Raw genomic sequence first — 19,346 nt, forward strand, 5'->3', positions numbered from 1 at the left:
CCGCATGCGGAGGTACCTCCGGGAAAGACCAACGGTCCAGCCACGCAAGCTCATCAGTGCAGGACACAGCGGCCGCTGACGCGCTGCCCCGTCTGGACGGGAGTCGCGCTGCAGATGAGGAGGCCATCGTGACAGTCATATCCGTTCCCCAGGCCTTCAACGAGGAAGAGCTCTTCGTCGACCTCGAGTCGATCTTCGGGCGATCACTCTTCCTCAAGTGCGAGGGCTTCAACTTCGCCGGTTCGATCAAGCTCAAAGCCGCGACCGAGATGGTGGAGACTGCCGAGCGGGAGGGGATCCTGACTCCGGAGTCGATCCTGGTCGAGTCCTCGTCCGGCAACCTGGGCGTGGCACTGAGCATGATCGCCGCCAGCAAGGGCTACCGGTTCCTGTGCGTCACCGACGCACGGTGCAACCTGTCGACCAGGCTCCTGATGAAGGCCCTGGGCAGCCAGGTGCACATCATCTCCGGGCCGGACGCCCACGGCGGCTACCTCGGCGCGCGGCTGGACTTCGTCCGCGCGCTGTGCGCCTCGGACGACCGGTACGTGTGGCTCAGCCAGTACACGAACCCGGGCAACTGGAGGGCGCACTACCGGACGACCGCTCCGGAGATCGCGCGGCAGTTCCCCGAGGTCGACGTCGTGTTCGTCGGGGCCGGCACCACGGGAACGCTGATGGGCTGCGCCCGCTGGTTCCGGGAGTGGTCCCGGCCGGTGAAGGTCGTCGCGGTGGACAGCGTGGGCTCCGTGACGTTCGGCGGGGCGCCGGGCCGGCGGATGATCCCCGGGCTCGGCATGAGCGTCCACCCGCCGCTGCTCGACGAGTCCTTCGTCGACGAGGTCGTCCTGGTCGAGGAGGCGGACACCATCCGCGCCTGCCACCGGCTGGCCCGGCGCGGCTTCCTGTTCGGCGGCTCGACGGGCACCGTGGTCAGCGGCGCGATGAGCTGGCTCGAGAAGAACGGCGCGCCGGGCCTCACGTCGGTGGCGATCGCGCCGGATCTCGGCGAGCGCTACCTCGACACGATCTACCAGAGCAACTGGCTGCAGGACCTGTACGGCGAGGACGTCCTGGAACCCGACGAACGGGCCGACACGTCCTGGGCCGACCCCGCCTGGGCGGCGGCGGCCGAGGCCGCCTGGGCCGCCCCCGCGGCGACCCCCGCCGAACCAGCGACGACACCGGTGTCCCCCGACGGTCAACTGCACTGACGTCCGGGCGGCGACGCCGCCCCCGTCGATCACATGCTGCTGCGGCGGTCCCGGACCGCCGCAGCAGCATGTCCGCGGCGGGCGCGCACCCAGTGGATCCGCCACCCCGGGCCGCCGGTCCGGGGCATGGCCGCCCTCGATCGACCGCATGCCGACGTAGGGAGCCGACGCGGTCCTTGCCGCGGCCGTCGGTGAGGGTGACCTCGAGGTCGTACAGGTACGGGTCGTCCGGGCTCCACAGGTGGGCGCGGGGAACGGGCAGCCGCAGAGCGCATGCCCTCGGACGCCTCTGGGGCGACCGCACCACCCCCCTGACCTGCCGGCCGACCCGGCGGGCCGACGGCGCCCCCCCGGCGGCACCGACCGGATCAAGCTGCTCAACGGCAAACCGGTGTTCGTGCTCGCCACCCTCGACCAGGGCTCTTGGCCCGACGGCCTCTACACCGCGCCGACCGACGAGGCCCTGAAGTACGACCCCGCGCAGCACGAGAAGCCCGGCTTCAAAGCGGTCCGCAAGCACATCAAGGTCGAGCCGGACCGCTGGTACTACCGGGCCGACAAGTTGGGCCTGATGGCGCGGCAGGACATGCCGAGCCGCGGCACGGCGGCCGCCGGCACCCCGGAGAGCCGGGCCTTCCTCGACCAGGTCCACCAGATCGTCGACCAGCACATCAGCACCCCGTCCGTCCTGGTGTGGACGCTGATGAACGGGGGCTGGGGCGAGTGGAGCAAGCAGGCAACCGGTGAGCTCGCCGACGCCGTCAGGGAGCAGGACCCCGCGCGCCTGGTCGACGCCCACTCAGGGGGTCAACTGCTGCGGCCTCCAAGGGGGACTCGGGCCGCGGCGACCTGATCGCCGGGTACGGCCGGGCGGACGGCGCCCAGGCGATGGCCGATCTGCTGGACCGCGGGGCCCGCCCGGACGCGGTCTTCGCCTACAACGACCTCCAGGCCATCGGCGCCCTGCGGGTGCTCACCACCCGGGGGCTGCGCGTGCCGGAGGACGTCGCGCTCGTGGGCTTCGACGACATCGAGGAGGGGCGCTACGGCACGATCACGCTGACCACCATCTCCCCCGACAACAAGGCCATCGCCCGGCAGGCCGTCGACTGCCTCGTGCAACGCCTGACCGCGTCGCCGGACGCCCCACCGCACCGTGTCCGGCCCGGCTTCGACCTGGTCGTCCGCTTTGTCCACCCCCCTGGGCCGCGGTCACTGACCGGCCGGCACGGGCCGCGGTCCGCCGCTCGCGGTGACGACATCACCCTGCTGGTCATCGAGGCGCGGCGGAAAGGCGGTTGACGCGACCTGGCGGACGCGGTCCGGGCCGTCACCGGTGAGCTCGCTCCGGCGACGGCCCGGGGGTTCCTCCCGGCGGGAGGGGTCACGGCCGTCAGCCGACGCGGCGGGCCCTGACGCCATCTGCCTCGAAGTCGTACACGTACCGGTTGACCCGCAGGCCGTCGACCGCGCCGGCCCAGAGGTTGTCGCGGCCCTTGCCGACGGCGACGGAGTAGATGGTCGCCTGCGGGAGCGCGTTCCTCAGCGTCATGAAGTCGCACGGGCTGGACTGGGTGCACAGCGGCGTCAGTTCACCGCCCGACAGGAACCACTCGCCAGTCGTGACGGCGTTGAGGGGGCCGCTCCACCGGTTCGTCTGCGTGACCGCGGGCGGGAGCCACACCATGGTGGAGTAGGGGTCGGCCGTCAGCCTCGGGTTGATCTCGATCTTGATGTTCGGCAGGTTGCGTGCGTTGGCGAAGTCCACGTTCTCCTGGGTCTGGAAGACGTGGAACCCGAGCGCCGTCAGGTCCCGGACCCGGCCGCCGTAGAAGTCGACCTCGTTGCCGAAGTCGACCTTCTCACTCGGGGGATTCAGGGAGGTGGAGTCGTCCGCCACCTCGATGCCCAGGCTGCCGTTGCCGTAGGGCGGCCGGGAGGCGGATCCGGTGACACCGAACGAGCCGAACGGGCCGTCCCGAAGGACGGCGACAGGAGAGCCGATCGTGTTCCGGGTGATGACACCCCAGTGGTCGGAGCCTATGGAGTTGCCGGAGTGGCCGTCCGCGACGGCGGACAACGATCCGGTGAGGGCCGAGGTGACGATCGTGGCCAGCGCAACGGCCACGAGCGTCCTTCCCCGGCTCAAGCCAAGACGAGCCTTCACAGCCCATTCCTTCCGGGTAGCCGAAGGGTGCGGCCCACTGCCCATGCCGAGGCGTCGCGCGGCACACCGCAGCGCGGCACGACACGGCGGCGGTCGAGTCGACCCTTCACGTTTCAGCAGAACTTGGGGAGTGGTTTGTGGATCGTGCGGGGTGGGATACGTCCGAGGTCACGGCCCCCTGTACGACAGGGGTCGTTCGGGGCAGTTGACCCCGGCGTCCTGGGCGAGGCGGACGATCATGCGACGGCAGAAGCCGTCCAGGAGTCCCCTGGTCCCAGCCGAACCCGAAATGCACATGACGACCGTTACATGCCGTGACCTGCCCCGCATCCTGAGTGGGCCGTTCGTAGCGTTGCGTGCCCACACCCAGATCGCCACTAGGCGTTTGCCTAATTACTTTAGGTATGCGCATAATCCTTTACGGAGAAGGGAGGCGCACTGTGCCACGTGTAGGACTCACCGCGGAACGCCTGACGCGGGCGGGAGCGGAGCTCGCCGATGAGGTCGGCTTCGCCCAGGTGACCTGCTCGGCCCTCGCCGAGCGGTTCGGCGTCAAGGTCGCGAGCCTGTATTCGCACGTCAGGAACTCCCAGGACCTGAAGACCAGGATCGCCCTGCTCGCCCTGGAGGAACTCGCCGACCGGGCGGCCGAGGCCCTCGCCGGCCGCGCGGGCAAGGACGCCCTGGTCGCCTTCGCGAACGTGTACCGGGCGTACGCCCGGGAGCACCCCGGCCGCTACGCGGCGGCGCAGCTGAGGCTCGACCCGCAGACCGCGGCCGCCAGCGCCGGCGTCCGCCACGCCCAGATGACGCGGGCCATCCTGCGCGGCTACGACCTCCCGGAGCCGGACCAGACGCACGCCGTACGTCTGCTGGGCAGCGTCTTCCACGGCTACGTCAGCCTCGAACTGGCCGGGGGCTTCGACCACACGCCCGTCACCGCGCAGGAGTCGTGGTCGTGGGCGCTGGACTCGCTCGACGCCCTGCTGCGCGAGCGGCCGGCGTCCTGAGCGCGCGCCCCGGCACGTCACCACCGAACGTACGGGCCCGGCCCGCACCCAGCCCATGGACCGGCATCGCACCCTGCACGCGAACGAGAACCTGATCATCACTCCCGTGACCGAGGAACTGCTGCGAGGCGCCCTCGACGTGGAGCGCACCCGCCTCGGGCCGCTCCCGCACCGTCTGCCCGCCGCGGCACGCCGGCAGATCCCCGACGGGCAACTGGCCCTGGCCGAGGCCCAGCCGTCCGGCGTGCGGAGGACGAGGCCCGCTCCGCGACGCACGAGCTGCACGCGAGCGACCTCGAGCGCTTCGCCCGCTGCCGCGAGGGCCACGAGCCCTGGCCCGGCGAGATCCAGGCCGGGTTCATCCCCCGCCACACCTGCCGCGACGATTACGCTCACCACAACCGCGGCGTGCTCGAGGCGATCACCCAGTGCGCCCGCGGCAGGCCGCGAACGGCCCATCCGGGAGCGGGGCCAGCGGCTGACGAGCACCTCGGGACGCCGGGACGATCACGTGTCGAGAGACCGCAACGCCGCGAGGACCAGGGGCAGCAGTTCCTCCGAGTCCGCCGCCGCGAGCTCGTCGAGCGTTCCCGCGCCGCGGGCCAGCAGCACCCCGACGAATGCGGCGGTCGCCACTTCCGCTCGCAGTTGCGGCCGGTCCAGACCGTCGCGGGCGAACCGCTCGCGCAGCGGGTCGACCAGACGCAGGTGGAGCTGGGCGCGAGCGGCGTCCTGCACCGCGGGATCGTCGTGGGCGTGGACGGCCGACCGGAAGACGGGGCCCGCGCCACGCCGGTCCCTGCGCTCGAAGAGGGCACGCAGACGTTCGGGGTCGAGCAGGTCCGGCGGGGGCGTGTCACCCGTCTCCGCACGCAGCACGGCGATGTACAGGGCGCTCTTGTTGCCGAAGTACCGGGCGATCAGCGCGGGGTCGACGCCCGCGCGCTCTCCGATGTCGCGGGTGGTGGTGCGGTCGAAGCCCCGCTCGCCGAAGAGCTCACCCGCCGCCTGGAGCAGCAGTTCGCGGCTGCGCGTGGCGTCCCGCCTGCGCGAGGGCGAGCCGTCGGTCACCGCACCACCTCCCGGGCCGCGTCCTCGTCCGGCGTGCGGGGCACGACGGCCGCCCCCGGTACGCGAGCGGCGACCGCACCACGTCGGCGTCTCGGCGGCAGGACCGCGGTCACGACGATCATGGCCGACCATACCGCGCAGGCCAGCAGGGCGGCCGTCCGGTAACCGTCGCCCGTGGGCAGTACGTGACCGGTGACGGTGTGGGCCTGCAGGACGGTGGCGCTCAGCACGCTTCCGGTGGAGTAGCCGACGTAGCGCAGCACCTGGTTGAAGCTCATCGCGCTGCCCGTCTCGTGCGCGGGCACGGCGCCCACGATCAGTCCGGGGAGCAGGGCGAACATCCAGCCGATGCCGAAGCCGGCCACTGCCATGACGGCGAACAGCTCCCACAGCTGTCCGCGAGCCAGGGCGAAGGTCAGCACGGCGGCCAGGGAGACCGCGCACCCGACCGGCAGCACCACCGCGGTGCCGGCGCGCCGGGCCAGCGGCGGCACGATCCGGCCCGCGGCCATGCTGGCGAGGGAGAACGGCAGCAGGACCAGCCCGGTGACGGCCACGGAGGCCCCGAACCCGTAACCGGCGTCGCTCGGCGTCTGTACGAACCGGGTGACCGACGACACCAGCAGGTACATCCCGAGACCGGCCACCAGCGCCGTCACACTGGCGGTCTGCACGGTGCGGTCCCTGATCAGCCTCAGGTCGACCAGCGGCCGCGCGGTCCGCAGCTCGTGCACGGCCCATGCCCCGAGCAGCAGCGCCGAGAGCCCGGCCAGGGCGAGCAGCCGCCCCGAGGACCAGCCCCACAGCTCGGCCTCGCTCAGCGCGAGCAGCATTCCGGCGAGGGCGGCGCCGAGCAGCACCGCGCCGGGAAGGTCCAGTCGCGGCGCGGCGCGGCGTGGGGACGCCGGCAGGACCATGGCGGCGGCCACCAGCGCGGCGGCGCTGACCGCCGCCCCGAACCAGTAGCCCGCGTACAGCCCGAAGGACTGCGCGATCAACCCGGTGACCGGGTAGCCCAGACCGACCCCGGCGACCGTGGTGATCGACAGCATGGCCACCGCGGGGCGCGACCGCTCCGGCGGCAGGGCGTCCCGGGCGGTGGCGATGGCCAGCGGGACGAGGCCGAGGCCGAGGCCCTGCATTGCTCGTCCGGCGATCAGGCAGCCGAGGCCCAGCGGCAGCGCCGCCAGGACGCAGCCGGTCAGCACCGCGACCAGGGCGGCGAGGATCACCGCGCGGCGGCGCGGTCCGTCGCCCAGCCGGCCCATCACCGGTGTGACCACCGCGCCCACCAGCAGCGTGACGGTCAGCGACCACTGGGCGTCGTTGAGGGACACGTGCTCCTCGGCGGCGATGGTCGGCACCAGTGGCGCGCCGAGGCTGCTGACGACGGCGACCAGCATGCCGAGCGATATCAGCACCGGGACCAGCGCGCGCTGCCGACCGGACGGCGGCCCTGCCGTTGCGGGGTTCTCCACGACTCTCCTTGATGTCACCAAGCGATGTCATCAAGTGTAGTCATCGAGTGATGACACAATTCCCGCCAGGGGGCCGCCGGCGAGGTCCTACCGGGCCCCGCCCGGCGCGACGGTCAGATGCCGGACCCCGGCTCGCCGGCCGGCGCGGAGGCGACCGCCGTCACGGTCCGCCGGCCCGTCGCCGCGGAAGGCTCCTCCGCCGGCACGGCCGTCGCCGGTACCACGACCGGGGGCCTGTGCACGACGGCTCCCGAGACGGCCGCCAGCAGCGCGAGCAGGACCACCGCGGAGCCGTACACCGTCGCCGTGTCGTGCAGGCCGAAGGACGGCACGGCGAGCCCGGCCACCACGGCGGGAACGCTCAGCGCCAGGTAGCTGACGATGTAGACCGACGCGAACAACTCCGCCCGCTCGGTGGGCCGGGCCAGTACCGCCAGGGAGCGGAACGCGCCCAGGAAGGCGGCGCCGAAGCCGAGGCCGGCGAGCCCGGTCCCGAGGAAGAACAGTGTCGTGGACGGTCCGGCGAGGGCGAGCAGCGTGAGCCCGGTCCCCACGGCGAGCACCGCCGAGCCGCCGGTCATCATCCGCCGCGGCGTCACGTCGCGGACGGCCAGCGAGGCCACGGCCCCCATCCCGAAGAGGGTGGTCACCACCAGGCCGCCGACCAGATGGCTGCCGATGTGCAGCACCCCGGCGGTCAGGGACGGGCCGAGCGCGAGATAGAGCCCGCCCATCGCCCAGGTGGCGACGAGGCAGGGCGTGGCCGCCAGGAAGGTCCGGCGGGCCTGGACCGGCACGGCCGCCCGGGGCCGCAGCGAGGCCCAGGCACCCGGTCGCGGCGAGACGGGATCGGGCAGGAACAGCATCAGCGCCGCGAGCACCAGGAACAGGGCGGTCAGCACGACGAAGACCAGACGGGTGGGGGCCGGGGCGTACTGCACCAGCAGGCCCGCGCCCAGTGCCCCGGCGGCCAGTCCGGTGGCCGGCGCCGCGGTGTTCAGCAGGGAGCCGAGGGGCGAGGTGGGCGACGGCTGCAGATCGATCAGCCCCGCGCTGATGGCCCCGGCCGCCGCGCCCGTCGCCACGCCCTGCAGGACGCGTGCGAGGAACAGCGCTCCGACCCCGTCCGCGGTGAGGAACGCGACCATGGACGCGGCCTCGACGACCAGCGCCGCGAGGAGCACCGGCCGCCGGCCGACGTGGTCGGACAGCCCTCCCACGGTGAGCAGCGCCACCAGCAGCGCGAGCACGTAGACCGCGAAGATCGTGGTGAGCACGATCGGCGAGAAACCCCACTGGTGCTGGTAGACCACGTAGAGCGGGGAGGGTGCGCTGGAGGCGGCCAGGAAGGCGAGCAGGGTGGCGGCCAGCAACCAGAAGCCGACCGGTCGCGGCATCCGCCGCGTGAGGCGCTGGGTGTGCATATCGGTACTCCGAATGGTTCCAAAAATATCGAACCATTCGAGAGTAAGCAGACGCACGCCGATTGTTCAACTATTATCGAACCATGACTGGAGCCCCCCGGGAGCTGCCGCACCCCGACACCGCGGACCTGGTGCTGACCGATGTGCTCTTCGCCCTGAGCGACCCCTCGCGGCTGGAGCTGGTGCGCCGGCTGGCCGACCACCCCCTGGAGGGTGCGGCCTGCCAGCCGGTCAACGGAGAGATCCCGAAGTCCACGCTCTCCCACCACCTCAAGACGCTGCGCGAGGCCGGCGTCATCCGCAACGACCCGCACGGCCGGCAGCGCCTGGTCAGCCTGCGCCGTGCGGACCTGGAGGACCGCTTCCCCGGGTTGATCACCGCCGTCCTCGACGAGCCGGGCGCCGCACCGCCCGGGGCCGTCGGCCTCTGACCGGGCGGCTCAGGTGACCACCGGGGTCGTGCGCGAGGCGGGCCGCGCGTCCCGGTAGAAGATGTCGATGTCGACCTCCTCGCCACCGACGGTGACGGTGTCCCACGGACCGCTGTCCCGCAGGGTGCGCAGCGTCTCGTCGCCGAGGGTCTCCAACCGCTGTCGCAGGGCCGGGTCGTCGGGCATCCCGGCGATGCGCGGGGCCAGCCGTTCCCGGATCGCGCGGAGCTGCTCCATGAGGGCGTCGATGTCGGCCTCGCGGTCCGGCTTTCCCGCGGCGGACTCCTCGATGCTCCGCGCGATCTTGTCCTTGATCGCCTGACCCACCCCGTTCTCGTCTGTGGTGATCATCGCGTTCCAGGCACGGCTCTTGTGCCGGTACTGGAGCATCGACATCGCCGCCTCGTGCCGTACGAAGTCCGCGTCGCGCAGCGCCCTGCCGCGCCAGGTGCCGCTGAGCGTGCGGGCCAGTGAAATGGCGGAGGCCAGGCCGCTGTTGAGGCCGCGCCCGGGCCAGAAGTGGATGGCGTTGGCGGCGTCGCCGAGCAGGAACCCGTACGTCCCCGGGGTGGCCGCGGTCGCCGGGTGGAGGCGGGCCGTGAAACGCGGGCGCTGCACCATGTCCAGCCGGAAGGCGGTGATCGCGCTCAGGTCCCGCTCGTCGACGTCGAAGAGCGCCAGGCACTCCTTGACGCGCTGCCAGAGCGCCGAGCCCTTGATGAGGGCGGGCAGGAAGAACGTGCTGTGCGTGGAGCAGTGGAAGTCCCCGTGGCCGTCCCGGCTCATCACACAGGGGCGGGAGGCGATGCACTGCTCGAAGACCTGACGCACCGGGTCGATGCCGACGACCTCCCGCGCCTCCGCGTCGGTCAGGCGCATGTTCAGGAACCCCTCGCCCCGCAGCGAGTTGAGGAGGAAGCGATTCTGAGCGACCGTCAGCAGGACGGTCATGGGGTCGGAGAGCTTCGATCTCACGCGAAGGCCCAGCACCACGTCCTGGAGGTGCTCACCGTCCAGCGAGTAGATGGACGTGTCGGCGGTCCCGAACCTGGCGGCGAAGTGCTCGCGCGTGCGGGACCGCCCGCCCTCGCAGATCGCCAGGACGTGGTCCCGGGCCACCGCCTCCTGCTGCTCGGCCGCGTCGAACCGGGCGGGCACCAGGCGGATGCGGTCGCGCTTGGCGTTGGCCAGGTCCAGCAGCGTGTCCTCGATGTAGGCGATGCGGATGTTGCGCGGGTTGTGACCCCGGATCGAGTCGGGGCCCGCGGGCCACATCTCGGTGTACGTGCCCTCCGTGAACAGCCGGTCCTGCACCGCCTCGGGCAGGTTCAGGTACTGCCGGCTCTGCACCGTCACGACCTGCTGGCGGCGGACGTTGCCCTGCCCCTCGTCCTTCCAGACGACGCGGTCCCCGTCCTGCGTCCAACGGCTGTCATGGACGGTGACGGAGACCCGCCGGCCCATCAGGTCCTCCAGCAGGAGCGCGAACGCCAGCCCCACCGGACCGCCGCCCGCCACCGTCACCCTCAGCACCGGCCCGGGCTCCGCCGGCTCCGCCGGCGGCATCAGCGCCTCCAGCAGGGAGAGGTCCAGGATGGTCTCCATCGCGTCGGCGGCCTCGAAGCCGAAGGTCTCGTCACCGATGGCGATCTCGTCGCCGGGCTGCAGCACGTGCGAGGTGACGCGCTCCCCGTTGACCCGCGTCCCGTTGCTGCTCCCCCGGTCGTAGAGCACGAAACCGTGGCCCTCGCGGCGCACCTCCGCGTGCAGACGGGACACGCTGACGCTGGCGATCACCACCGTGTTCCCGGCCTTGCGCCCGAACGTGAGGGGCTTGTCGCCGATCCCGAACCTCTCCCCTGCCAACGCGCCTCGACGCCCGACTATCTCAGGAGGCATTGGTCCCTCATCTCCACATGTCAACGAACCCCGGGGAACGCACGCACAGTCCCTGGCTGCCCATCTCGCCCACCGCGGGAAACACCCCCGGCGGAAGACTGCGCGGAACCACCTTCCCCGCGGCCGTCAGCTACGACCGCAGAGGCCGGCCGCCTCCGTCATCCGGCGGATTGACTGCCGCCGGAACCTGCCGCCGGGGCAGGCGGAGCCCGCGCCGTTCGGCCCGCCGCGCACGGCGCCGCCGCGGCCATCCACTGGCGGACCGTTTCGGCCCGGTCAGGGGAGCGGCCCCCACGACCCGTGGCCAAGGGCGCTACCCCGTCATCCGTTCGGAGCATCGGGGGCGGCAGCGGCGCGGCCCACGTCGCGACCGGGGGAAGGCACGGTGACCAGGAGCGGCACGGCCGGCGGCCGTTCACTCGATTTGCGTATGCCGCGGCCGGGAGGACGATATCGGACGGAGCCCGTTCCACCCGGTCCGGTCGGCGGACCCGCGTCCCCCGACCCCTGTCCGCGCTCGCAGCCCGTCGCGCCCCCGCCGGCGCGACGGCCGCACGGAAGGGAGCAGCCGTGTTGATATCCGCCGTGCTCGTCCCGCTCATCATGCTCGCCGCCGTCCTGGCGCCCAACTGGTACCGGGCGTGGAAGACGTACAGCGAATCGGTCCGGCTGCCCGTGTCCCCGCCGGAGGCCTCCGAAGCGGTCGGCGGCCACCGCCGGAGCAGGTGGTCGACGGAGCTCGCCCGGCTGCGGAACCGCTGGACGCAGAACTGAGGGGCTCGTCCCGCTTCGGCGCCCCCGGTGGTGGTCGGCGACAGCGGCGAAGGCCTCCTCGGGCTCCCACGTCATCCCCGGGTACGCGGCCCCGGTGCGGTCCGCGATGTGTTCGCCGTCGCGCCGGTCCATGTGATGTCGAAGTACCTGACGCGTTCGTCCTGTCCGGCCGGCCGCATGCCCGCGGCCGTCATCACGCGGTGGGACGCGACGTTGTCCAGGTCGGCGTCGCCCTTCACGCGGGTGACGCCGTGTGCCCGCGCGAGCAGCAGCAGTTCGCGCAGGGCTTCGGAGGCGTAGCCGCTGCCCCGCGCCGAGGGGACGAGGCCGTAGCCGATCGTGACGCCGCCGTTCTCGTCCGGGGGGCCGTGGAAGCCGATGCCGCCGATCGCCCGGCCGTCCTCGCGGCGGCGGATCCCGTAGTTGCCGAACGGCCGGGGATCGCCGGTGTCCGCACGGCTGTCCAGGAAGCGCCGGGCGGCGAAAACGTCCCCGTCGGTGGGGTATCCGGGCGGCTGGGCGCGCGCGGGATCGCCATGCCCACCAACGGCAACGCGGGGGCGGCATGGGCGACCTACGCCGCGCGGGCGGGCCTGGACGCGCTCATCGCGATGCCCGCGGACGCGCCGTCGATCACCCGCGCCGAATGCGCTGTCGCCGGGGCCGGCCTGTACCTGGTGAACGGCCTGATCGGCGACGCGGGCCGGCTGGTGGCGGAGAAGATCGCCGCCGAGCCCGGTGTCTGGATGGACGCGGCGACCCTCAAGGAGCCTTACCGCATCGAGGGCAGGAAGACCATGGGCTGGAGATCGCCGAACAGCTCGGCTGGCGCGCCCCGGACGTCATCGTCTACCCCACCGGCGGCGGCGTCGGCCTCATCGGCATCCACAAGGCCCTGCTCGAACTGCGCGCCCTGGGGTGGCTGCAGGGGCCGATGCCCACGCTGGTGAGCGTGCAGGCCGCCGGCTGCGCCCCCATCGTGCGCGCCTTCGAGAAGGGCGAACGCACCAGCGAGCCGTGGCAGGACGCGCGCACGGTGGCGTTCGGCATCACCGTGCTTAAGGCGCTGGGCGACTTCCTCGTCCTGGACGCGCTGTACGAGACGGACGGCCGGGCCGTCGCCGTCGAGGACGAGGAGCTGCTCGCCGACCGCGACAGGTGCGCCGCCGCCGACGGGGCGCTGCTGTGCCCGGAAGGAGCGGCGACCCTGTCGGCGGTGCGGGTCCTGCGCGAGCAGGGCTGGCTGTCCGGCGACGAGGAGGTCGTGGTGCTGAACACCGGGGCGGCGGCCAAGTACCCGGAGACCTTCCGGGTCGACCCGCCGGTCCTGGAACTCACCGACCGCATCCCCTGAGTCCGCGCCGCCGCCGGGCCTCCCGCCCGGCGGCGTCCGGCGTGCGACAGGGGCCGTCGTGACGGCGGGTCAGCTCTCCGGCGCCGGACCGGGCCCGCCCGCGGCGGCCCGGGCGGTGGGCATCCGGACGCGCATGGTGGAGGGCCCGCTGCTCGCCCAGGTCGGGTACGGCACCAGCGTCAGCTCCGTGCGCTCACCGGCCGGTTCCGGGGCGGCCCGTACGCGTAGGGCCGCCACCCGCCCGGGCGGGTGGCGGTCAGTCGCCTGGGCCGCGTGGCCGCGCGCGCCCTGTCCGCCGGCGGCTCCGGGACCGAACCGCAGCCGCGCCGCCTGGTGATCCGCGGGTCGATGGCGCCGCCGGCGTGGTCAGCGCAGCACCACGGCCACGCCCATGCGCTCCAGGAAGGGCACCACCGCGTCGAAGTAGCCCAGCTCGCCGTCGGTGTCCACGCTGACGCCGGCCAGGGCGTGCCGGGCCACGTCGGCGTCGTGCCAGACGAGCGTGAAGGGCACGCGCGGCGCCTCGCCGCCGCACTGGCAGCCGCGCAGCACGTTCCAGCACTGGTGCCATCGGCGGCCGGGGCCGCCGACCGCCTCGCCGACCGCGCAGTGCAGGCCCGGGACGTCGGTGACGTACCGCCCGTCCATCTCGCACACCGTGCCGGGCTCTTCGGGGCCCGCGCACGTCTCGGTGAACCCCAGCCACTCCCGGCGCCCCTCGGCCTGGAACCGCGCCCATGCGTTGCGTTCCCGGGGTGGGCCCTCGTGCCAGGCCTCCCACACGGGCCGGGCCTCGGACGGGAACGGCATGCGGCGCAGCAGCCCGCCCTTGAGCGTCACGTCGATCAGCGCACCGCCCAGCGCGGAGGGGCGGCACTCGTCGGCCTCCACCGCTATCTGCTCCTGGACCGCGGTGGGCCGGCCCGTGCGGTCGAGGAGCCAGAGCCACAGGTTGTCGCCGCCGTGGCGGGGCACGACCAGCCGGCGCAGCAGCTTCGGGGAGGGCTCGCAGCCGATGAGCCGTACGGGCCGCCGGGCGGGCGCCGGGCGGTGACCGTACAGGCCGTCCACCCGCCGGCAGCGCCCGAGCGGGCCGCCGCTGGTGCCGTTCAGCAGGATGACATCCGCTCTCGGGGGCTGCCTGCGGCCGGAGTAGGGAGCGTGGGTGACCACGCACTCGACGACGAGGTCGAGCCGCGAGGGGTCTTCCGTGGCGGGCCGGCCGTCGATGACGTCGAGGTCCTCCAGCGTGAAGTAGTCGTGGGTGTACGGATCCTCGGCGTCCAGGTCGTCCACGATCAGGTCCAACTGGCCGAAGGGAACCGGCGCGTGCCCGGCGGACCGCTCGGCGGCCCTGAGCAGCCGACCGGTGGGCGCGCAGCCGAGGAGGGTCAGCCGCTCCCTGAACGCGGCCCGGTCCCTGAACAGTCCTTCGGCGTCGACGCACCGCGCCCACACCGTCTGCTCCCCGTCCCACTCCTCGTCGACGAGCGCGAAGCGCAGGGGCAGCTCCCGCCCCCACACGACCTCGCGGACCGAACCGTCCCCGTCCACGAGCCCAGCCCCTCCCCCGGCCCCGGCGGCCGGCGACGATCATAGGGGGCCGGGCTCCTCGTACGGAATCCGGTTCAGGTGCCGGATCTCGCCGAGCGTGCCCCACTCGTCGGCGCCGAGCTTGGTGAGCGGCCGCAGCAACGGAGCACTCGGGCGGCCGTCCACCAGCACCTCCCGGTCCACGGCGGCGTGCACCACCCGCCCGAAGACGAGGGTGGAGTTGCCCATCCGCAGGCCGGCGTGCGAGCGGCACTCCAGGACGACCGGTGACGCGGAGACCCGGGGCGGCCGCACCCGCAGGCTGGGTTCGCGCTCGATGCCCGCGTGGTCGAACTCGCTGACGTGCCGTGGGAAATCGGTGGCCGTGGCGTTGACCAGCGGCATCAACGCCTCGGTGGCGAAGTTCACCACGAACTCGCCGGTGTCCTCGACGTTGCGCAGCGAGTCCTTGCGGCCGATCGACGTGAACTGCACGATCGGCGGATCCGTGCTCGCGATGCTGAAGAAGGAGTGCGGCGCGAGGTTCTCGGCGAGGCCGTCCGGGGTGACGGTGGAGATCCACGCGATCGGCCGGGGCACGACCACGGAGGTCAGGAAGCGGTAGAAGGCGGAGCCGCCCATGGCCTCGGGATCGAAGTCGACGCGCATGGCCGCAGTATCCACGGCCACTGCCCGTCGTCCCGCCCGCCCGGCCGCCCCCCGGCGTGTCGGGCCCGGGGGTGGCGCCGATCGGCGGCGGTGGGAGCCGTCCCCCGTCGAGGCGGCTCGCGGGGCCGGGCGCGCGCCTCGTGGAGGGTGCGATATGCCGTGGGCCGGTCCGGCGGAGGTGCCGGCGACCGTGGGCCCGGAGCTGGAGCTGACGACCCCGGGTATCTCGGGTCATGGGCGGCGCGCTCGGCCCGGAGGGCACGGCGGCCGGCCCGAAGACCGACGCCGGGTCCCTCACCGCCCCGGCACCGGCCCGTTCGAGCCCGGCGCCGCGTGCCGCTGACCGGTCCGGGGATCGCCTCGGCGGTCGGCGTGCTCCTGGTCACAAACGGCCGGTGGGTGTCATAGCGGCGGGCACTGTCCGGTCCTGGTGAATGAGGGCTCCCCCGCGGGGAGCCGGAAAGACCACCGCAGGAGGAGCACGTCCATGACCACCCCCGTCGTCGCGATCGCCTATCACTCCGGCTACGGCCACACGACCGTCATCGCCGAGGCGGTGCGTGCCGGTGCCGTGGAAGCCGGTGCCGTCGTCCACCTCGTCAGGGTCGACGAGATCACCGAGGAGCAGTGGGGGCTGCTCGACGGCGCCGACGCGATCGTCTTCGGTTCGCCGACCTACATGGGCACTGCCTCGGGTGCCTTCCACCAGTTCGCGGAGACGACCTCCAAGCGCTGGTTCGTCCACTCGTGGAAGGACAAGCTGGCCGCCGGCTTCAGCAACTCCGGTGCCAAGAGCGGCGACAAGCTCCACACGCTGCAGTACTTCAGCATCCTCGCGGCCCAGCACGGCATGACCTGGGTCAACCTCGGCCTGCACCCGGGCTGGAACAGCACCACCGGCTCCGAGGACGACCTCAACCGCCTCGGCATCTACCTCGGCGCGGGTGCCCAGACGCACACCGACGTCGGCGTGGACGAGGTCCACAAGGCCGACATCGCGACCGCCGAGCACCTCGGCCGGCGGGTCGCCCAGCAGGCCCGCATCCACGTCGCGGGACGTGCGGCCGTCGGCGCCTGACCGGTCGCCGTCGCTTTCGCCCCGCTGTCACATCTCGCGGGGCAGCCCGGTCATCACTGCGAATCCCAATCCACACCAGAGGAGCTCACCATGGAAGCCCGCGTGAACTACTTCGGCCACGCCCTCGCCGGCAAGGTCATGAGGCATCTGAACTCGGCGAGCAAGGTGCTGGCGGAGTCCACGCTGCCGGCTCTCACCCAGGATCTGGTGAAGATCCGCGCCAGCCAGATCAACGGCTGCGGCTTCTGCACCGACATGCACACCAAGGAGGCCACCGCGGCCGGTGAGACCTCGGTGCGCCTGAACCTGATCGCCGCCTGGCGCGAGGCGACGGTCTTCACCGAGGCCGAGCGGGCCGCCCTGGAGCTGGCCGAGGAGGGCACCCGGATCACCGACGCCTCCGGTGGCGTCTCGGAGGCGGTCTGGGCGAACGCCGCCAAGCACTATGACGAGGACCAGCTGGTCGCCCTGATCTCGCTGATCGCCGTGATCAACGCGTACAACCGGATCAACGTGATCAACCAGCAGCCCGCGGGGGGGTATCAGCTCGGCATGTTCGGCTGACCCGCGGTTCCCGCCGCCGGCGCCGCTGAGGCCGGGCCGTCCGTCCCCGTCCCGCCCCCGACCCCGGGGCGGGGACGGACGGCGTACTCCGGCCGTCCCTCGCGGCGCCGGCGGCGGTTCAGCGCGTGCGGAGGTACTCGAGGCCCTTCTCGCGGAGCGCCCTGTGCAGGCCGTCGTACGCGGGCGGGCCGTCCAGCACGCTCTTGGGCAGCTTGGCGACCACGGTGTAGTTGGTGTCGACCACGTTGCCGATGGGCGCCAGTCCGGCCTGGCTGACCAGTTGGTACGCGTCCAGCTGGTGCAGGCCGGTGAGCGCGGACGTCCAGCCGACGAGGTCGTGCTGGCTGATCCGGTAGGCGTCCTCGAGCGGCCGTACCGACCCGGTCGACATCAGGAAGCGGTCGTTCTCCAGGCGTGGCCAGGCGGGGGCACCGCCCTTGAGCAGGTCGATCACCACCACGGTGTGCATGGCGGCCTCCACCGCGGTGCCGCACACCTCGCCCTCGCCCTGCCGGCAGTGCCCGTCGCCGATCGCCAGCTGCGCCCCGGGCACATTGACGCCCAGGTAGAGCGTGGTGCCGGCGCGCAGCTCGGGGGTGTCCATGTTCCCGCCGTGCGCGCCCGGGGTGATGCTCATGACGACCTCGCCCGCGGCGGGGGCGACCCCGGCAGTGCCGTGCATCGGGTCGAGGGGCAACTCGACCTCGTGGTCGGAGAAGCGTGCCCGGAACCGGCAGCTGTTGCGCTCGCGGTCGATCCCGTACCGCCAGACGACCTCCTGCAGCGGCTCGTGCAGCATCGCCGTGGAATGCGTCGTGGTCAGCGCCCCGAAGTGCGGGAAGGTGGTGGACACCGCCCAGTCCCGGGCGGGCTCGATGTCCACGAAGTGGACGGCCAGGGTGTCCCCCGGCTCGGCGCCCTCGACGTGGATCGGGCCGGTGACCGGGTTGAGGTACGGGAACTCGCACACCTTGCTCGGGAGGTCCTCGGGGCCCCGGACCACGCCGCCGAAGCAGTCCTCGGTGAAGAGCTCCACGATCGTGCCCGGCCGTACCCGCAGCAACGGCTCGCGGCCGCCGAAGGCGTAGGCGTACTGCTCGGGGGTCGGGTGGAGCCGTACGACGTCGGGATCGTTCACGACTGTCCGGCCTCCTCGGCCACGGCGGGCTCGTCGGGTATCTGCGTGCGCCGGCCGGAGATGAGCAGGCCCACCAGCAGTGCGGCGCCGATCGCCAGCCAGAGGAAGCCCAGTCGCTGGGCGGTGACCTTCGCGTTGATCACCACGTAGGTGAGGATCGCGAAGCCGATCAGCGGTGCGATCAGGTGGCGCCACCAGTCGCGGCTGCCCCGGCGGACGACGTAGTGGACGACCACCGAGACGTGCAGGACCAGGAAGGCCGTCATCGCCCCGAAGTTGACCAGCGAACTGAGCAGGGTGATGCCGTCGTCCCGGGAGTTCATGTAGAGGCCGAGGACGAGCGAGACCACCGCCACGAGGAGGGTGGCGTTGACGGGGACGCGGCGGCGGGCGTCGACGGTGGCCAGGAAGCGGGGCAGTTGCCGGTCGCGGGCCATCGCGAACAGCAGCCGTGAGGTGGCCGCCTGGGCGACCAGGGAGTTGGCGAAGCCCCAGGCGATGGCGGTGGCCAGCGCACTCAGTGTGCCGAGCCAGGCGCCGCCGGCGACGCGCGCGGCGTCGTAGAAGGCGGTGCCGTCCGGGTCTCCAGTGTCGATCAGCGCCTGTGGGTCGGGCACCAGCATCGCCGCGACCCAGGTCTGCACGATGAACAGCGCCCCGGCGAGCAGCAGGGCGGTGACCATCGCGCGGCCGATGGCCCGTGCCGATTCGCGGTTCTCCTCGGCGAGCGTGGAGATCCCGTCGAAGCCGAGGAAGCTGAGGACGGCGATCGACACCGCCCCGAAGACGAGCGACCAGGAGAAGGTGCCGGAGTCGTAGAAGGCATGGAAGCCGGATCCGTTGCCCTTGCCCTGGGCGAGCGCGGTGACGCCCACGGCCAGGAAGATGACGAGGACGATCAGCTCGCCCACGAGCATGATCTTGTTGATCCGGGCGGTCATCTCGATGCCGAGCCAGTTCACGACGGTGTTGAGGACGACGAACCCGATCAGCCAGATCCACACGGGCACCGAGGCGACGAGCGAGTTCATCGCCACGGCGGCGATCAAGTAGAGCAGCGCCGGCACGAGGATGTAGTCGAGCAGGATCATCCAGCCGGACAGGAAGCCGACCGGCGCGCCGATGCCCCGCCCCGCGTAGGAGTAGACCGACCCGGCCATCGGGAAGGCCCGGGACATCTGGGCGTAGGAGTGAGCGGTGAACATCATCGCCAGCATGCCGATGGCGTAGGCGAGGGCGACCATGCCGCCCGAGCCCTGGAAGACGCCGCCGAAGATGCCGAACGGCGCGATCGGCACCATGAAGACCAGGCCGTAGACCACCAGGTCCCGGAAGCCCAGTGATCGCGCCAACTGCTGCGTGTAGCCGTACTTCTCGAGATCTTGCCCTTGAGGTGCGCTGTCGCTCACGTCGCCTCCCCGGCGGCCGCGGTCCCCTGACTGGCGGGGTGATCTTAGGGTCCGGGGCCGACGCAGGGGAACGCTTGTGCACAAGGATTCTGACGGATCATGAGATCGCCTTCGGCGGTGCCCGGGCACGCCC

At 72.4% G+C, this 19,346-nt stretch carries 17 protein-coding genes and 4 pseudogenes; 10 read left to right on the forward strand and 11 right to left on the reverse strand.

The annotated features are described in order from the left end of the window. Positions 1 to 128 precede the first annotated feature (128 nt). Positions 129 to 1,214, forward strand: coding sequence for a 2,3-diaminopropionate biosynthesis protein SbnA (gene sbnA / locus ACRWNP_RS23640; RefSeq protein ID WP_431964496.1), 1,086 nt, complete (start codon positions 129 to 131; stop codon positions 1,212 to 1,214). Positions 1,215 to 1,431: 217 nt separating this feature from the next. On the opposite strand, the pseudogene ACRWNP_RS23645 reads toward sbnA, so the two are convergent. After that, a pseudogene (locus ACRWNP_RS23645) lies at positions 1,432 to 1,701 on the reverse strand (hypothetical protein); the annotation flags it as partial. Here ACRWNP_RS23645 and ACRWNP_RS23650 point away from each other — a divergent pair. Both ACRWNP_RS23650 and ACRWNP_RS23655 read left to right on the forward strand, forming a co-directional pair. After that, the gene (locus ACRWNP_RS23650) at positions 1,612 to 2,067 is read left to right on the forward strand and encodes a hypothetical protein (protein WP_431964498.1); all 456 of its coding nucleotides are present in this window, start codon (positions 1,612 to 1,614) and stop codon (positions 2,065 to 2,067) included. The pseudogene ACRWNP_RS23645 and the gene ACRWNP_RS23650 overlap by 90 nt on opposite strands. Continuing rightward, entirely contained in the window at positions 2,067 to 2,516 is a 450-nt protein-coding gene (locus ACRWNP_RS23655) for a substrate-binding domain-containing protein (protein WP_431964570.1), read from the forward strand. Before ACRWNP_RS23650 ends, ACRWNP_RS23655 begins: the two co-directional genes overlap by 1 nt. Positions 2,517 to 2,607: 91 nt before the next feature. On the opposite strand, the gene ACRWNP_RS23660 is transcribed toward ACRWNP_RS23655, so the two are convergent. Next, a complete protein-coding gene (locus tag ACRWNP_RS23660) occupies positions 2,608 to 3,342 on the reverse strand; it encodes a hypothetical protein (RefSeq protein ID WP_431964500.1) in 735 nt (244 codons plus the stop codon). A gap of 479 nt (positions 3,343 to 3,821) precedes the next feature. On the opposite strand from ACRWNP_RS23660, the gene ACRWNP_RS23665 reads away from it, so the two are divergent. Both ACRWNP_RS23665 and ACRWNP_RS23670 read left to right on the forward strand, forming a co-directional pair. Continuing rightward, entirely contained in the window at positions 3,822 to 4,391 is a 570-nt protein-coding gene (locus ACRWNP_RS23665) for a TetR/AcrR family transcriptional regulator (protein ID WP_431964502.1), read from the forward strand. 55 nt (positions 4,392 to 4,446) lie between these two features. Further along, a pseudogene (locus ACRWNP_RS23670) lies at positions 4,447 to 4,650 on the forward strand (lipase); the annotation flags it as partial. Positions 4,651 to 4,898: 248 nt separating this feature from the next. Here the strand turns inward: ACRWNP_RS23670 and ACRWNP_RS23675 are convergent. The 3 genes from ACRWNP_RS23675 to ACRWNP_RS23685 all read right to left on the reverse strand — a co-directional run bounded on the left by ACRWNP_RS23675 (position 4,899) and on the right by ACRWNP_RS23685 (position 8,364). After that, a complete protein-coding gene (locus tag ACRWNP_RS23675) occupies positions 4,899 to 5,462 on the reverse strand; it encodes a TetR/AcrR family transcriptional regulator (RefSeq protein WP_431964504.1) in 564 nt (187 codons plus the stop codon). Further along, positions 5,459 to 6,940 carry an MFS transporter gene (locus ACRWNP_RS23680; RefSeq protein WP_431964506.1) on the reverse strand — a complete coding sequence of 494 codons (1,482 nt, stop codon included), beginning with the start codon at positions 6,938 to 6,940 and terminating at the stop codon, positions 5,459 to 5,461. The genes ACRWNP_RS23675 and ACRWNP_RS23680 overlap by 4 nt, the downstream gene beginning before the upstream one ends. Before the next feature lie 113 nt (positions 6,941 to 7,053). Beyond that, entirely contained in the window at positions 7,054 to 8,364 is a 1,311-nt protein-coding gene (locus tag ACRWNP_RS23685) for an MFS transporter (protein ID WP_431964508.1), read from the reverse strand. 83 nt (positions 8,365 to 8,447) lie between these two features. Here ACRWNP_RS23685 and ACRWNP_RS23690 point away from each other — a divergent pair, with 83 nt between their 5' ends. Beyond that, entirely contained in the window at positions 8,448 to 8,795 is a 348-nt protein-coding gene (locus tag ACRWNP_RS23690) for an ArsR/SmtB family transcription factor (protein ID WP_431964510.1), read from the forward strand. Between the two features lie 9 nt (positions 8,796 to 8,804). On the opposite strand, the gene ACRWNP_RS23695 is transcribed toward ACRWNP_RS23690, so the two are convergent. After that, positions 8,805 to 10,661, reverse strand: a complete 1,857-nt coding sequence (locus ACRWNP_RS23695; RefSeq protein ID WP_431964512.1) for an FHA domain-containing protein — start codon at positions 10,659 to 10,661, stop codon at positions 8,805 to 8,807. A gap of 603 nt (positions 10,662 to 11,264) precedes the next feature. On the opposite strand from ACRWNP_RS23695, the gene ACRWNP_RS23700 reads away from it, so the two are divergent. Then, positions 11,265 to 11,468 carry a hypothetical protein gene (locus tag ACRWNP_RS23700; protein ID WP_431964514.1) on the forward strand — a complete coding sequence of 68 codons (204 nt, stop codon included), beginning with the start codon at positions 11,265 to 11,267 and terminating at the stop codon, positions 11,466 to 11,468. Positions 11,469 to 11,539: 71 nt separating this feature from the next. On the opposite strand, the pseudogene ACRWNP_RS23705 reads toward ACRWNP_RS23700, so the two are convergent. Beyond that, positions 11,540 to 11,980: pseudogene (locus ACRWNP_RS23705) on the reverse strand (GNAT family N-acetyltransferase); the annotation flags it as partial. 24 nt (positions 11,981 to 12,004) lie between these two features. On the opposite strand from ACRWNP_RS23705, the pseudogene ACRWNP_RS23710 reads away from it, so the two are divergent. Beyond that, positions 12,005 to 12,822: pseudogene (locus tag ACRWNP_RS23710) on the forward strand (threonine synthase). Positions 12,823 to 13,188: 366 nt separating this feature from the next. Here the strand turns inward: ACRWNP_RS23710 and ACRWNP_RS23715 are convergent. Then, entirely contained in the window at positions 13,189 to 14,376 is a 1,188-nt protein-coding gene (locus ACRWNP_RS23715; RefSeq protein WP_431964516.1) for a barstar family protein, read from the reverse strand. 39 nt (positions 14,377 to 14,415) lie between these two features. Continuing rightward, entirely contained in the window at positions 14,416 to 15,024 is a 609-nt protein-coding gene (locus tag ACRWNP_RS23720) for a flavin reductase family protein (protein WP_431964518.1), read from the reverse strand. A 487-nt stretch (positions 15,025 to 15,511) separates the two neighbouring features. On the opposite strand from ACRWNP_RS23720, the gene ACRWNP_RS23725 reads away from it, so the two are divergent. Further along, positions 15,512 to 16,102, forward strand: coding sequence for a flavodoxin family protein (locus ACRWNP_RS23725; RefSeq protein WP_431964520.1), 591 nt, complete (start codon positions 15,512 to 15,514; stop codon positions 16,100 to 16,102). A 90-nt stretch (positions 16,103 to 16,192) separates the two neighbouring features. After that, positions 16,193 to 16,666 carry a carboxymuconolactone decarboxylase family protein gene (locus ACRWNP_RS23730; protein WP_431964522.1) on the forward strand — a complete coding sequence of 158 codons (474 nt, stop codon included), beginning with the start codon at positions 16,193 to 16,195 and terminating at the stop codon, positions 16,664 to 16,666. A 118-nt stretch (positions 16,667 to 16,784) separates the two neighbouring features. Here ACRWNP_RS23730 and ACRWNP_RS23735 read toward each other — a convergent pair whose 3' ends face one another. Together ACRWNP_RS23735 and ACRWNP_RS23740 are read right to left on the reverse strand one after the other, a co-directional pair. After that, positions 16,785 to 17,804, reverse strand: a complete 1,020-nt coding sequence (locus ACRWNP_RS23735; RefSeq protein WP_431964524.1) for an acetamidase/formamidase family protein — start codon at positions 17,802 to 17,804, stop codon at positions 16,785 to 16,787. Then, on the reverse strand, positions 17,801 to 19,213 hold the full coding sequence (locus tag ACRWNP_RS23740; protein ID WP_431964526.1) for an APC family permease: 1,413 nt from the start codon (positions 19,211 to 19,213) through the stop codon (positions 17,801 to 17,803). The genes ACRWNP_RS23735 and ACRWNP_RS23740 overlap by 4 nt, the downstream gene beginning before the upstream one ends. Positions 19,214 to 19,346 lie beyond the last annotated feature (133 nt).

Origin of the sequence: Actinacidiphila sp. bgisy160 (genome assembly GCF_965342435.1) — a bacterium.
GTDB lineage: Bacteria > Actinomycetota > Actinomycetes > Streptomycetales > Streptomycetaceae > Actinacidiphila.

Coding starts and splice junctions, on each gene's coding strand:
- ACRWNP_RS23730 (WP_431964522.1), top strand. CDS start 16,193: ATGGAAGCCCGCGTGAACTACTTCGGCCACGCCCTCGCCGGCAAGGTC.
- ACRWNP_RS23685 (WP_431964508.1), bottom strand. CDS start 8,364: ATGCACACCCAGCGCCTCACGCGGCGGATGCCGCGACCGGTCGGCTTC.
- ACRWNP_RS23720 (WP_431964518.1), bottom strand. CDS start 15,024: ATGCGCGTCGACTTCGATCCCGAGGCCATGGGCGGCTCCGCCTTCTAC.
- ACRWNP_RS23690 (WP_431964510.1), top strand. CDS start 8,448: ATGACTGGAGCCCCCCGGGAGCTGCCGCACCCCGACACCGCGGACCTG.
- ACRWNP_RS23725 (WP_431964520.1), top strand. CDS start 15,512: ATGACCACCCCCGTCGTCGCGATCGCCTATCACTCCGGCTACGGCCAC.